The sequence below is a fragment of the Rhizobium sp. M10 genome (genome assembly GCF_002531955.1).
GTDB lineage: Bacteria > Pseudomonadota > Alphaproteobacteria > Rhizobiales > Rhizobiaceae > Rhizobium > Rhizobium etli_C.
On the sequence record NZ_NWTA01000003.1, the window covers coordinates 201,289 to 214,464 of the forward strand.

A 13,176-nucleotide genomic window follows, 5' to 3' on the forward strand; every position below is an offset into this window, starting at 1 on the left:
CATTAATTGCCCCTTGCTTGCTCAGGACACGCGGTCTTGCCATTGGGCACCCCCTCATCCGGCTGCCGCCACCTTCTCCCCGCTGGGGAGAAGGGACATGCGGCACCGTTGCCCGGCCCTTCGCTTGGGCTCAGGGCGTTCGACACTGCGATCGATTCACTGGATCGATCGCTCCCGCTTCGCGGGACCGTGTCTCACCCAGGCTTGCGCGCACAGATCGCAAACCGCTCCTGCACCATACGCTCAAGTCCACGCAGGAACGGCATCTTGCGCGCCTGCGCCCAATGAATGTCGCCGAGCTTGCGGTCGACCACGATGTCCACGAAACCGGCCTTACGCAGAAGATCGACGACCGCTTCGGCCGGCATCTCATGCGAAAAATGCACGCGCGACCGGATCTTCTGGTGCCGCGCCATCATCTCCGGCGACATATGGCTTGCCGCAGCCTTACCGGTGATCTTCGTCCAGAGCTTCTGCAGACCCTTGACCCAGGTCTCCTTGCCCATATTGCCGTCGAGGATCAGCACCTTGCCGCCCGGCTTCAGCACCGCGAACCATTCCTTGAAGGCCGAAGCCGGATCGACCAGCGTCCAGACGAGATGCCGGTTAGTGATGACATCGTAGCTGTCGCGCGGCTCCATCGTGTTTTCGGCGTCGCCGGAAACGAAACGAATATCGGTGCCGCGCCTCTTCGCCTTGGCGCGCGCCTGCGCCAGCATCGCATCCGACCAGTCGAGCCCGGTGACCTTGAAACCGACATCGTTCATCAGATGCGAGATCACGGCGGTGCCGCAGGCAAGATCGAGCGCCGCGCGTCCCTGCCCCTCGCCGAGATGCTTCCGGATCAGCCGCTGCCAGCCCTTCCGCTCGCCTTCCGAAAAGATTTCATGGCCGACGCTCTGGTCGAAGGTCGCCGCCCTCTCCGACCAGAAATCGCGGATTTCATCGCGGATCGAATAATTTGTATTCATCGAATTCATCTCAAGTGCCCCGACATCGGATCAGTTTGGAAACGCTCTAAAACATATAACTTGATTCATAAAGTCATATTTCCTATGCCTGCGGACATTATTCAGACGTCAGGGGAATTTCCAGATGAATTTCGTGAAAATGCTCGCAGTTTCCGCCGCTGCGATTGCCGGCTTGATGCCGCTTTCGGCCTGGGCGCAGTCCTTCACCATCAAGGATGTGGCCGGCCGTGAAGTCAGCTTCGAAAAGCCGGTCGAGCGTGTGATCCTTGGGGAAGGCCGCATGCTCTACGCCGTCGCGCCGATCGAGAAGGAAGATCCCTTCGCCAAGATCGTCGGCTGGCGCAACGACCTCTGGACCACAGACAAGGATGGCTTCAATGCCTATGTCGAGAAGTTTCCCAAAGGCAAGGACCTGCCCTTTCTCGGCAACCTGACCGACGGCACGCTGCAGGCCGAGACGGTCGTCAAGCTTGATCCCGACGTGCTGCTGCTGCCGATCGGCAACAAGACCGCCGCCGACGAAGTCAAGCTCGAAGAGATGCTCGCCGGCATCGGCGTGAAGATCGTCTATATCGATTTCCGCGAGCATATTCTCGCCAACACCGAGCCGAGCCTGAAGATCCTCGGCAAGCTCTTCGGCCACGAGGACCGCGCCGATGCCGTCGCCGCCTACTGGAAGGAGCAGATGGCGCGTGTGACCGACAAGCTCAAGGCCGCCAACCCGCCGAAGCCGAAGGTCTTCATGTACCGCGCAGCCGGCTTGGTGGAGTGCTGCGGCACCTTCGGTCCTGACAATTTCGGCCTGATGGTCGATTGGGCCGGCGGCCACAATCTCGGCTCCGATTTCCTGCCGGGCTATACCGGCTCGATCAACGCCGAACAGGTCGTCGCCTCCAATCCTGAGGTCGTCGTCGTCACCGGCTCCAACTGGAGCCAGACCAAGAATGCCAAGGACTATGTGAATGTCGGCCCGAGCGCTGCGTCTACCCTCGGCGACAGCCGTAAGGTGCTGAACACGCTGATGGAAAACCCGGCCTTCACCGGCTCCAAGGCGGTCGCCGGCGGCAATGTCCATGCGATCTGGCACCAGTTCTACACCAGCCCCTATCAGTTCGTCGCCGTCCAGCAGCTGGCAAAGTGGTTCCACCCGAACCTCTTTGCCGATCTCGATCCGGATGCCACCTTCAAGGAATTCCATGAAAAGTTCCTGCCGGTCGCCTATCAGCCGGGTTACTGGGTCGACGCCAAGGCGAGCCAGTAGTCGGAAATGGCCGAGATCGCCGCCACATCGATTGAAGCCGAAGCCGGGAGGGAGCGCTACCGCGCCCTCGCCCGGCGCAAGCTGCTGATCCTTGCCGCCATGACGGCGGCGCTCTGTCTATCCTTTGCTGTCGATCTCGCCTGGGGGCCGGCCCGCTACAGCCTCGGCGAGGTTGTCGCCGCCCTCCTCGACCCCTCCTCGGTCTCGGATCAGGTGCGGGCCGTCGTTTGGAATATCCGCATGCCGGTCGCCGTCATGGCGATCGTCGTCGGCGCCTCACTCTCGGTTGCCGGCGCGCAGATGCAGACGATCCTCGCCAATCCGCTCGCCAGCCCCTTCACGCTCGGCATCTCGGCGGCTGCAAGTTTCGGCGCGGCGCTGGCGATCGTCACCAGCGTTCCGCTTCTGCCTGTGGCAGCCGGCCTGCTCGTGCCGGTCAATGCCTTCATCATGGCGCTGATCGCCACGCTCTTCATCCATTTCGTCTCGCAGGCCCGCGGCGTATCGGTGCAGACGGTCGTCCTGCTCGGCATCGCGCTGGTCTTCACCTTCAATGCGTTGCTCGCCTTCCTGCAATATCTCGCTTCCGAACAGGCGCTGTCGGCCGTGGTCTTCTGGACGATGGGCAGCCTGACCAAGGCGACATGGCCGAAAATCTGGGTGACGCTCGCCGTTCTGCTGATCGCTTTGCTGCTCTTTGCCCGCAATGCCTGGGCGCTCACCGCCATCCGCCTCGGCGAGGACAAGGCCGCAAGCTTCGGCGTCAATGTCCGCCGCATCCGGCTGGAAACCATGCTTGTCGTCTCGTTGCTTGCCGCAGTCCCCGTGAGCTTCGTCGGCACCATCGGTTTCGTCGGCCTCGTCGGCCCGCATATCGCCCGGATGATCCTCGGCGAGGATCAGCGCTTCTTCCTGCCGGGCTCGATCCTCTCGGGCGCGCTGCTGTTGTCGCTGACCTCGATCGTCTCGAAGTCGATCATCCCGGGCGTCGTCTTCCCGATCGGCATCATCACCGCGCTGGTCGGCGTGCCCTTCTTCTTCTCGCTCATCCTCTCGAACAGGAGCCGGTCATGGTAGCGCTTCAGTTGCAATCGGTCGGCGCCTATCACGGCCGCAAGCTCTTCGTCGAGAACGTAACGACGCCGGTGATGAAATCGGGTGAGATCGTCGCGGTCATTGGCCCGAACGCCGCCGGCAAGTCGACGCTTTTCAAGCGCATCACCGGCCTGCTCAGGGGCCCGGGCGATGTGGTCGTCGAAGGCTCGAAGGCAAAAAACGCCATCAGCTACATGCCGCAGGATACCTCGGCCAATGCAGTGCTGACCGTCTACGAGTCCATCCTGCTCGCCCGCAAACAAGGACAGTCCTGGGCGGTCGGCGATGGCGACCTGCGCTTCATCGACGAGATCATGGCAGCTCTCGATATCACCGCGCTGGCCTTCCGCGATCTCGGGGCGCTGTCCGGTGGCCAGCGCCAGCTCGTCTCGATCGCCCAGGCGCTCGTCCGCGAGCCCGAGATCATGCTGATGGACGAACCCACAAGCGCGCTCGACCTCCACCGCCAAGTCGAGGTCCTCGATTTCATGCGGCGCCAAGCGCGCAGCAAAGGCATGATCGTGCTCATCGCCATCCACGACCTCAACCAGGCGCTCCGCTTCGCCGACAAAGTCCTCGTCATCGCCAATGGCCGTATGCACGCCTGCGGCGCCCCAAGGGACGTCGTCACCGCCGAATTGCTGCGGGAAATCTACAGGGTCGAAGCCCGAGTGGAGAGGTGCTCGATGGACCACGATCATGTCATCGTGGATGGGACCGCGCATTGACGCGAGGGAGCCTATCCTGAGGCGCCAATACCCAAGAGAGCCTCATCCTGAGGCGCGTAGCCCATAGGCGAAGCCTCGAAGGACGAGGCGGGCGCTCCACCTGCCCTCTTCAGTCGATCAATCGCTGCGCCGTAAACTTGTCCGTAACCAGCATGTCGATGACCCCCACCCGGAGCGCGCCCGAAATAGCGTCGGTCTTCTTCGCTCCGCCGGCAAGGGCGATGACCCGGTCCACCCGTTCGAGGTCCTCGAGTGGAAGCCCTATGACCCGATCGTCCAGGGGTGTTTTGACCGGCTTGCCGTTTTTATCGAAGAAGCGAAGCGAGATATCGCCGACGGCGCCCGCTTCTGCGAGATCAGAGAGTTCGCGCGACGAGAAGATATTCCCGGATCGAGCGAGAAGTTCGGAGGGTTCGACGGCCCCGATGCCGACGATCGCCAGCGTTATGCTGCCGAACAGGTCCATCGTCTCGCGGACGAACGGGTCGGCCTGCATCAGAAGTTTTGCCTCTCTGGATGTCGTAACACCCTGCACGGGCAGCAGTTTCGGCTCGGCGCCGGTCAGCCGCGCAAGCCGCGTGGTCAGCTGCGTCGCATGCGTCTGCACGGAAGGATCGCCCATGCCTCCCAGGGTCTGGACGACGTACTTCGCCTGAGCGCTCTTCTGCGGATGAATGTTCTCGACCATCTTGAAGATGGTCTGGCTCCAGCTCGAAACGCCGATAATCTCCCCCGGCGCAAGCGTCACCTCCAGGAGATGTGCGGCCGCCTCGCCGATACGGGCCATGATGGCTCCGTCCCGATCTTCCGTGCATTCGACGACGATCGCCTCCGGCAGATCGTATTTTTCGCGAAGCGCGCTCTCGAGCTCGCTGTAGGTGCCGACGGGAGGGATCACGCTCGTTCGGACGATATCTTCAGCTTCGGCACGCTTGAGCATGCGCGATACCGTCGCCTGCGACAGGCGAAGGTGTTGTGCGATCTCCGCCTGCCGCCGTCCCTCGATATGATACATCTGGGCGACTCTTGAAATGAGGCGGAGTTCGTTGAGGCGAGTCATCGCTAATCCCAGAGTGAATTTTTATTCACCTTTAGCCTGTGTTTCGCGGGACGTCGAGCGGGCAAGCGCATCATTCCAGGTCTCGAGAAGAACCGCTCGATCCACGGGTTGCGGCTCAATGATTTGGGTGTTCCGCGGCAGCTCCGAGACAATATGGAGATCGCTCCACAAGCCGAGTGACAGCCCCGCCAGATAGGCAGCGCCCAGAGCCGATGCCTCGGGGGCTTCGCATTGGATCACGGGATGGTCGATGAGGTTCGAGACGCATTGCATCAGGAAACGGTTCTGGCTCGGCCCCCCATCCACATAGAGCGCGCCGAGTTCGCCGCCGCTCTGTGCCCGCATGGCCGCGATCACGTCATGCACCTGCAAGGCGATGGAATCGGTTACCGACCGCGCCATCTGCGCCCGTGTCGTATTGAAGTTGATCTGAGAGAACAGAGCACGGGCGTTCGAATTCCAGTAAGGCGCCCCCAGTCCGACGAAGGCCGGCACGAAACCGGGTCCACCCGGCGCAGCGCTCGCCGCAAGTTCGACAAGGGCCGCCACATCTTCAAGGCCGAGAATATCCGCCATCCAGGGAAGGCTGGCGGCGCAAACCAGAATATTGCCTTCGAAAGCGAAAATCGGCTTTCCCCCGATGCGCCATGCAACGGTGGTTGTGATGCCGTTGCGCGGGGCAATGAATTGCGGCAGCGTCGTCATGACAGAAGAGCCGGTTCCGAAGGTCACCTTGCCGTCGCCCGGCTTGAATGCTCCATGGCCGAACAGGGCTGCGTGGCTGTCTCCGATCGCGGCCATGATAGGCGTGCCATCCGGCACCCCTGGCAATCCTTGCGTTCTGCCGAAATCGGCAGAGCTGTCGAGCACCCCGGGCAGGAGCGCGATATCGACGCCGAAGATCTCGCCAAGCTCCTCGCTCCATCTCTGTTCCCGGAGATCGAACAGCTGGCTCCTGGCGGCATTCGAAGCGTCGCAGACATGCCGGCGCCCGCCCGTCAGGCAGTGGACGAGCCAACTGTCGATCGTTCCCAGCCGCACCGGCCGCCCGGCCGGAATACGGTCGAGCAGCCATCGGAATTTCGAACCCGGGAACATCGGATCCAATGGCAGGCCGGTCAGCGCCTGCACACGGTCGAGGCGGCCTTCGGCGATCAGATGTTCGCAATCCTGCGCCGTTCGACGGCACTGCCAGCTGACCACCGGTCCGAGCGCCTCTCCGGTTTCGGCGTCCCAGGCGGTAACGGACTCGCGCTGGTTGGAAATGGCGACCGCCTCGATGCTCACAGCCGGGCCGGCCTTCAGGCAGGCGTCGATCGCTTCGCAGACCGAGGCGTAGAGCCGGCGTGGGTCTTGCTCGACCCAGCCCGGCTTCGGATAGGAGATGCCGACAGGAGCCGAACCCCTTCCGATGATGTCTCCCTTTTCGGAAACGAGAACTGCCTTTGAATTGGTCGTGCCCTGGTCGATTGCCAGAATTGCCCGCATTCTATCCTCCACAGATCAGGCGGCGGCCGCGGCGCCAAAATGCGCCCCGGCCGCTTCACGCGATCCCCAGTTACTTGCGCTTGATCAGCGCCTGTGCAGCGTCGGCGATGGCCGACGGCGCCATTCCGTATTCGTCGAGCAGAAACTCTGCCGAACCGGTCGGGGCGTAGACGCCGGGAACGCCGAGACGCTTCATCGGGACTGGGGCATAGTCGACCACCACTTCGGCCACCGCGGAGCCGAGCCCGCCAAAGATCGAATGCTCTTCGGCCGTAACGATCGCCCCGGTTTCCCTAGCCGCGGCGATGATGGCCTCCTCGTCGATCGGACGAACCGTTGCGAGGTTGAGCACCCTGGCATCGATGCCGCGTTCTGCGAGAATCTCGGCAGCCTTCACGATGCGATGGGTCAACGTGCCGTTGGCGATCAGGGTGACGTCGGAACCCTGACGAAGGAGATTTGCCTTGCCGAGTTCGAACCTGTGGCCTTCCGGAAGGAGATCGGGCACACCGACGCGTGACAAACGCAGGAAACAGGGGCCGTTGTAGGTCGCTGCCCACGCAACGGCAGCAGCGGTTTCGATGCGGTCACAAGGTGCAATGACCGGAAGGTTGGGCAGAACCCGCGTCCAGGCGAAGTCTTCGATCGAGTGATGCGTCGGACCGAGTTCGCCATATGCCATTCCGGACGAGATCCCCACCAGCTTGACGTTGGCGTTCGAGTAGGAAATGTCGGCCTTGATCTGCTCCAGCGACCGCCCCGTGAGAAACGGAGCAGCGCCGCACACGAACGGAAGACGTCCGCCGTTGGCGAGGCCTGCTCCAACGCCGACCATGTTCTGCTCTGCGATGCCGACGTTGACGAGGCGTTCCGGAAACCTCGACTTGAAGCCGCCGAGCTTGGAGGAACCGACGGAGTCGTTGCAGACGGCAACGATCGTTTCGTTTTCGGCTGCCAGCCGCTCGAGCGTGGAGGCGAATGCGTCGCGGCAATCGTGAAGCTTGGGTGGGTTTACTGGCGCGTTCATTACAGTGCCTCCGACAATTCTGCCAATGCGATTTCGTATTGTTCCTTGCTCGGCACCTTATGGTGCCACTCGACCCGGTCCTGCATGAACGAGATTCCGTGGCCCTTGTTGGTATGGGCGACGATGCAGTGCGGTCTTAACCCCCGGTATTCGAGGGCCGGAACGATTTCGCGCATATCGTTGCCGTCGATCTCGGTGACTTCCCAGCCGAACGCTTCGAGCTTCGGGCGAAGTGGAGCGAGATCGTTGGTTTCGGCAAGCGCAGCACCCTGCTGGAACCTGTTGTGATCGATGATCAACGTCAAGTTATCGAGCTTGAACTGAGCTGCCGCCATGATCGCTTCCCAGTTGGACCCTTCCTGCATCTCACCATCGCCGGTGACGACGTAGGTGTGATATCCAGCGCCCGAGAGCTTGGCGGCTTTCGCCATTCCCACGGCAACAGGAAGGCCGTGGCCGAGCGGACCGGTATTCGTTTCGACGCCAGGAACCTTGTTGCAGTTCGGATGCCCGTTCAGCCTCGAATGCGGCTGCAAGAAGGTGGAAATCTCCTCCTCCGGGATGAAGCCGCGTTTTGCAAGCGTCACATAGAGAGCGCAAGCCGTATGTCCCTTTGAAAGGACAAACCTGTCACGGCCGGGATGTTTTGGCTGATCCGGCCAGACATTCAGCACACGAAAATAGAGCGCCGTCAAAATGTCGATGACCGACATTTCCCCGCCAATATGGCCGGCGCCCGCTTCAAAGACCGCTTGGAGATCGCGCAATCGGATCCCGCGGGCGATGCGCTCAAGTTCTGTCGTGTCCATTGGTTCCTCTTGCATAAATATTCACTAATCAATATTTTTGCACAACATGCCGATTAGTCAAGCCTCTAAACGAGACTCCGGCAAGGCTATGCCAGAGCAAATCCTGTTGACAGCCGGAAAGCAAGTTGTTAATGAATTTTCCAGCAGATGTGAATAATTATTCTAGACTGCGCAAATATCGGATACAAGCCTAAGCATAGGGAGGAGCAATGGTGGCGCTCGATATCAATGAACACAGGCTTTCGTCCGGCGCTTGGCTCGGTAAGCTCAAGGGAGCCACCGGTCCGCTCGTGGGATTGCTCGCGCTGTGCATCTTTCTGAGCTTCAGCACAGACACGTTTCTTTCGGTTCGAAACGGCCTCAATATCCTCGACCAGATCACCGTCCTCGGCATCATGGCGGTTGGAATGACCTTCGTCATCCTGATCGGCGGCATCGATCTCTCCGTCGGCTCGGCACTCGCCCTGGCGATGATGGTCATGGGCTGGACCGCCAACGTCGCCGGTCTGCCGCTGCCTGTCGGGATCGCCTTTGCCCTGATTGCCTCGGCTATTTCGGGCCTCATCGTCGGGCTTCTGGTGACGCAGTTCAGGGTTCCAGCCTTCATCGCCACGCTTGCGATGATGTCGGCGGCGCGCGGCGTTGCCAACATGATCACCGACGGCCAGCAGATCGTCGGCTTCCCCGACTGGTTCATGATGTTGGCAATCGATCGCCATTTCGGCGTCATGACTGCCACGGTCTTCCTCATGCTCGCGGTTGTTCTTGCGGCCTGGCTCTTCCTGCACTTCCGCTCCGAAGGCCGCATGCTCTATGCGGTGGGCGGTAATCCCGAAGTCGCGCGGCTCGCCGGCATCAACGTCCCGCTGGTGACGATATCAGTCTATGTCGTGAGCGCCGTCCTTGCGGGGCTTGCAGGCATCGTGCTCGCCGCCCGCCTGGATTCCGTCCAGCCGTCCAGCGGCCTGGGCTATGAACTGGACACCATCGCCGCCGTCGTCATCGGCGGGACATCGCTCTCCGGCGGCGCGGGCGGCATCGGGGGAACGCTGATCGGCGTCCTGATCATCGGTGTGCTTCGCAACGGTCTCAATCTTCTCAACGTCTCGCCCTTCCTTCAGCAGGTGATCATCGGGATCGTCATCGTGCTCGCGGTCGGCGCAGAGACCATTCGTCGGCGTCGCGCCTGACGCGCATGGGCCGCCGCGTTGGCGGACACGGAATTCCGTCCCGGAAATTCGGGGCGGATCAATAACCCAAGGGGGAGGACATACCCTAGGGTCCATCAAACAACGGAGGAACTACAATGAAAATTGCGCGCACCATGCTCGCGTCCGCTGCACTGCTCGGCCTCACGCTCGGTCCCGTTCACGCGGCGGAACTGAAGAAGCTTGGCCTGGCTGTTGCCAACCTTCAGGCAAACTTCTTCAACCAGATCAAGCAATCAGTCGAGGCCGAAGCCAAGAAGCGCGGCATCGAGGTCATCACCGTCGACGCAAAGGGTGACGGGCCGACGCAGGTCAATCAGATCCAGGATCTTCTGACCCAGAAAATCGACGCGCTGATCTACATTCCGGCAGGTGCGGCAGCGGCGACCGTTCCCGTCAAGCTCGCGAAGAACGCCGGCATCCCTGTTGTCAACGTCGACCGCAACGCCGACGGCGCGCCGGGCGATACATTCCTCGCAACCGATTCCGTCGCGTCTGCCAAGGCGGTGTGCGACTACATCCTGAAGGAAGCCGGCGGCAAGGGGAAGATGGTCATCATCCACGGCCAGAAGGGCACGACGCCGGAAGTCGATCGCTCCAAGGGCTGCGGTGAGTCGCTCAAGGCCTATCCTGATGTGAAGGTTGTCGCCGAGCAATATTCGAACATCTGGAGCCAGGACGAAGGCTTCCAGATCATGCAGAATATGCTGCAGGCAAATCCTGATGTCTCGATCGTCTTCGCACAGGCCGATGGTCTCGCGCTTGGCGCCGCTCAGGCAATCAAGGTCGCAAATCCCTCGCAGAAGATCGTGGTCGGCGGCTTCGATGGAGACACCGCGGCTCTCGAAGCCCTCAGCAAGGGCGTCTTCAACGTGACGGCGACGCAGCAGACGCAGAAAATGGGCCGCGATGCAGTCGAAAACGCCGCCAAGCTTGTCGCCGGTGAAAAAGTGCCGCCGGTACAGCTCTTGGATGCCACGCTGACAACCAAGGAAAACGTCGCAGGCTTCATCGCCAACCATCCCTAACGCATCGACCCGAAAATCGGGAACGATTTTCGGAAAGCACGATGCGAGGATTGAAAGTGTTAGAGCGTCCTTTGTACGTCCGAAAGGACGCACGGCGCTCTAATGATGAAGTTGAGGTCTTGAGGAGGTGTGCCGTGACTGATCCGGTTCTTTCCCTGAGGGGCATATCCAAGTGGTATGGTCCGCTCCAGGTTCTGAAGAATGTCAGCCTGGACGTCTATCCCGGTGAAGTGGTTGCACTTCTCGGTGAAAACGGAGCGGGCAAGTCGACGCTGTCAGGCATCATCGCCGGCTCACGCACACCCTCCGAGGGATCGATGACATGGCTGGGGCAGCCTTATGCCCCGGCCACCCCACGCGAAGCGATCGACAAGGGCGTTGTCCTGATCCATCAGGAACTGCAGCTTCTGCCGCAGCTGTCGATTGCGGAAAACGTCTTCATCGGACGCTGGCCGATGAAGAACGGCGTCGTTGATCGTGCCCAGATGGTTCGCCGGGCCCAGGACCAGCTCGCGCGTTTGAACCTCCATATACCGGCAACACGAATGGTCGCCGGTCTTTCCACGGCAAATCAACAGCTCATCGAGATCGCCAAGGCGCTGGCTCTCAACGCCAAGCTGCTGATCCTCGATGAACCGACGGCCGCCCTTGGCGGCGCGGAGACGGAAGCTCTGTTCGAACAGGTTCGCAAGCTTCGCTCGGAGGGTGTCGGCATCGTCTACATTTCCCACCGCATGGAAGAGATCAAGCAGATCACCGACCGGATCGTCGTTCTTCGCGACGGGGAGCGGGTGCAAGAATTCTCAGACAGCGCCACCCCGGTGCGAACGATCGTCGAGAGCATGGTCGGACGCCCGCTTGATCGCCTGTTCCCTACCCTGCCCATTCCGACGGACCGCCCGGTCCTTGAGGTATCAGGGCTCAGCTCGCCGGATGACTCTTTCCGCGACGTGACCTTCGAGGTGCGGGCCGGCGAAATTCTCGGCATCGCCGGACTGGTCGGCGCCGGTCGCACCGAGCTGGTGCGTGCGATTTCGGGAGCAGATCCAATCAGTGCAGGCTCGATCAAGCTCGAAGGCGAGGAGCTCGGGCTGCGCGACCCGGCCGACGCGATCGCCAAGGGCATCGTGATGGTTCCGGAAGACCGCAAGGCGCAGGGTCTGATTGTCGGGCACCGGATCAGCGAGAACATTATCTACGCCAATCTCGATAAACTCGGCGGTGGCTGGATTACGCCGCGCATCAAGCGCTCCTTCGCGGAAAAGGCAGTTGCCAAGTTCGGCGTGAAGGGCCGCGCCGAGCAATTCGCCTCCGATCTTTCCGGCGGCAACCAGCAGAAGGTCGTGATCGCGAAGTGGCTCTTGCGCGAGCCCAAGGTCGTGGTCCTCGACGAACCGACGCGAGGCATCGACGTCGGCGCCCGCGCGGGCATCTACGACATCATCGTCGACCTTGCCAAACAGGGTGTGGCGGTCATCGTCGTCAGCTCCGACCTCGAGGAAGTTCTCGGCATTTCCAATCGCATTCTCGTGCTTGCCCAGGGCAAGCAGGCAGGCATCCTCGATCGTGACCAGGCAAATGACGTCTCGGTCATGGAGTTAGCGACCATCTAAACAGACAGAGAAAGGAAGAGCGGTGTCTGACATCACTCTGAACGCCCCGAAGCTTTTCGACCTCAGCGGCGGGGTTGCCATCGTAACCGGTGCCGGGAGCGGCATCGGGCAGCGCATTGCCATCGGCCTTGCGCAATGCGGCGCCGACGTGGCGCTGCTCGACCGTCGAACCGACGACGGACTGGCCAGGACGGCTGAGCATATTCGCGCCGCCGGCCGCCGCTCGATCGAGATCGCGGCTGACGTTACGAGCAAATCTTCCCTCGCAGAGGCAGTCGCACGCACCGAAGCGGACCTCGGCGCCTTGACGTTGGCCGTCAACGCTGCAGGCATCGCCAACGCGAACCCGGCGGAGGATATGGAAGAGGATCAGTACCAGACGTTGATGGATATCAACCTGAAAGGCATATTCCTGTCCTGCCAGGCCGAGGCCCGCGCCATGCTGAAGAATGGAGGCGGCTCCATCGTCAACATCGCCTCCATGTCGGGCGTCATCGTCAACAGAGGCCTCAGCCAAGCGCATTACAACGCCTCCAAGGCGGGCGTCATCCATATGTCGAAGTCGATGGCGATGGAATGGGTCGGCCGCGGCATTCGCGTCAACACCATCTCCCCCGGCTATACGGCAACGCCCATGAACACCCGCCCGGAGATGGTTCACCAGACCAAGCTCTTCGAAGAGCAGACACCGATGCAGCGCATGGCAACGGTCGACGAAATGGTAGGGCCGGCGGTCTTCCTGCTGTCGAATGCGGCAAGTTTCGTGACCGGCGTCGATCTTCTCGTCGACGGCGGCTTCTGCTGCTGGTGATGGATAAGAAAGCGCGCATTGCCGGCAACTGAAAATGAACCGGTCTCGCTTCCTCCCTGGCTGAGATCGAGGCGCTG

Annotated in this window: 12 protein-coding genes; 7 read left to right on the plus strand and 5 right to left on the minus strand. The window is 61.4% G+C overall.

Annotation, left to right across the window (positions count from 1 at the left end; genetic code table 11):
- Positions 1-194 precede the first annotated feature (194 nt).
- Positions 195-980, minus strand: coding sequence for a methyltransferase domain-containing protein (locus CO671_RS06240; protein WP_097605217.1), 786 nt, complete (start codon positions 978-980; stop codon positions 195-197).
- A 115-nt stretch (positions 981-1,095) separates the two neighbouring features.
- On the opposite strand from CO671_RS06240, the gene CO671_RS06245 reads away from it, so the two are divergent.
- Genes CO671_RS06245 through CO671_RS06255 form a run of 3 tightly spaced genes read left to right on the plus strand, consistent with a single transcriptional unit; the run spans position 1,096 to position 4,055 of the window.
- The gene (locus CO671_RS06245) at positions 1,096-2,232 is read left to right on the plus strand and encodes an ABC transporter substrate-binding protein (protein ID WP_097605218.1); all 1,137 of its coding nucleotides are present in this window, start codon (positions 1,096-1,098) and stop codon (positions 2,230-2,232) included.
- 6 nt (positions 2,233-2,238) lie between these two features.
- On the plus strand, positions 2,239-3,309 hold the full coding sequence (locus CO671_RS06250) for an iron ABC transporter permease (protein ID WP_097605219.1): 1,071 nt from the start codon (positions 2,239-2,241) through the stop codon (positions 3,307-3,309).
- Complete coding sequence (locus CO671_RS06255; protein WP_097605220.1) at positions 3,303-4,055, plus strand: ABC transporter ATP-binding protein; 753 nt, start codon at positions 3,303-3,305, stop codon at positions 4,053-4,055. The genes CO671_RS06250 and CO671_RS06255 overlap by 7 nt, the downstream gene beginning before the upstream one ends.
- A 109-nt stretch (positions 4,056-4,164) precedes the next feature.
- Here CO671_RS06255 and CO671_RS06260 read toward each other — a convergent pair whose 3' ends face one another.
- The 4 genes from CO671_RS06260 to CO671_RS06275 form a co-directional block, all read right to left on the minus strand.
- Positions 4,165-5,115 carry a sugar-binding transcriptional regulator gene (locus CO671_RS06260; protein ID WP_097605221.1) on the minus strand — a complete coding sequence of 317 codons (951 nt, stop codon included), beginning with the start codon at positions 5,113-5,115 and terminating at the stop codon, positions 4,165-4,167.
- A gap of 21 nt (positions 5,116-5,136) precedes the next feature.
- The gene (locus CO671_RS06265) at positions 5,137-6,603 is read right to left on the minus strand and encodes an FGGY-family carbohydrate kinase (RefSeq protein ID WP_097605222.1); all 1,467 of its coding nucleotides are present in this window, start codon (positions 6,601-6,603) and stop codon (positions 5,137-5,139) included.
- 70 nt (positions 6,604-6,673) lie between these two features.
- Positions 6,674-7,630, minus strand: coding sequence for a transketolase family protein (locus CO671_RS06270; protein WP_097605223.1), 957 nt, complete (start codon positions 7,628-7,630; stop codon positions 6,674-6,676).
- Positions 7,630-8,439, minus strand: a complete 810-nt coding sequence (locus CO671_RS06275; RefSeq protein WP_097605224.1) for a transketolase — start codon at positions 8,437-8,439, stop codon at positions 7,630-7,632. Before CO671_RS06275 ends, CO671_RS06270 begins: the two co-directional genes overlap by 1 nt.
- A gap of 209 nt (positions 8,440-8,648) precedes the next feature.
- Between CO671_RS06275 and CO671_RS06280 the strand changes: the two genes are divergently transcribed.
- The 4 genes from CO671_RS06280 to CO671_RS06295 all read left to right on the plus strand — a co-directional run bounded on the left by CO671_RS06280 (position 8,649) and on the right by CO671_RS06295 (position 13,099).
- Entirely contained in the window at positions 8,649-9,629 is a 981-nt protein-coding gene (locus CO671_RS06280) for an ABC transporter permease (protein WP_012484068.1), read from the plus strand.
- Positions 9,630-9,745: 116 nt separating this feature from the next.
- Positions 9,746-10,675 (plus strand): sugar ABC transporter substrate-binding protein, encoded by a 930-nt coding sequence (locus CO671_RS06285; RefSeq protein ID WP_097605225.1) that lies wholly within the window; start codon positions 9,746-9,748, stop codon positions 10,673-10,675.
- A 134-nt stretch (positions 10,676-10,809) separates the two neighbouring features.
- Entirely contained in the window at positions 10,810-12,288 is a 1,479-nt protein-coding gene (locus CO671_RS06290; protein ID WP_097605226.1) for a sugar ABC transporter ATP-binding protein, read from the plus strand.
- Positions 12,289-12,310: 22 nt separating this feature from the next.
- Positions 12,311-13,099 carry an SDR family oxidoreductase gene (locus tag CO671_RS06295; protein WP_097605227.1) on the plus strand — a complete coding sequence of 263 codons (789 nt, stop codon included), beginning with the start codon at positions 12,311-12,313 and terminating at the stop codon, positions 13,097-13,099.
- Positions 13,100-13,176 lie beyond the last annotated feature (77 nt).

What these genes read in the sequence shown, in the direction of transcription:
- CO671_RS06240 (WP_097605217.1), bottom strand. Translation starts at nt 980, where the DNA reads ATGAATTCGATGAATACAAATTATTCGATCCGCGATGAAATCCGCGAT.
- CO671_RS06245 (WP_097605218.1), top strand. Translation starts at nt 1,096, where the DNA reads ATGAATTTCGTGAAAATGCTCGCAGTTTCCGCCGCTGCGATTGCCGGC.
- CO671_RS06250 (WP_097605219.1), top strand. Translation starts at nt 2,239, where the DNA reads ATGGCCGAGATCGCCGCCACATCGATTGAAGCCGAAGCCGGGAGGGAG.
- CO671_RS06255 (WP_097605220.1), top strand. Translation starts at nt 3,303, where the DNA reads ATGGTAGCGCTTCAGTTGCAATCGGTCGGCGCCTATCACGGCCGCAAG.
- CO671_RS06260 (WP_097605221.1), bottom strand. Translation starts at nt 5,115, where the DNA reads ATGACTCGCCTCAACGAACTCCGCCTCATTTCAAGAGTCGCCCAGATG.
- CO671_RS06265 (WP_097605222.1), bottom strand. Translation starts at nt 6,603, where the DNA reads ATGCGGGCAATTCTGGCAATCGACCAGGGCACGACCAATTCAAAGGCA.
- CO671_RS06270 (WP_097605223.1), bottom strand. Translation starts at nt 7,630, where the DNA reads ATGAACGCGCCAGTAAACCCACCCAAGCTTCACGATTGCCGCGACGCA.
- CO671_RS06275 (WP_097605224.1), bottom strand. Translation starts at nt 8,439, where the DNA reads ATGGACACGACAGAACTTGAGCGCATCGCCCGCGGGATCCGATTGCGC.
- CO671_RS06280 (WP_012484068.1), top strand. Translation starts at nt 8,649, where the DNA reads ATGGTGGCGCTCGATATCAATGAACACAGGCTTTCGTCCGGCGCTTGG.
- CO671_RS06285 (WP_097605225.1), top strand. Translation starts at nt 9,746, where the DNA reads ATGAAAATTGCGCGCACCATGCTCGCGTCCGCTGCACTGCTCGGCCTC.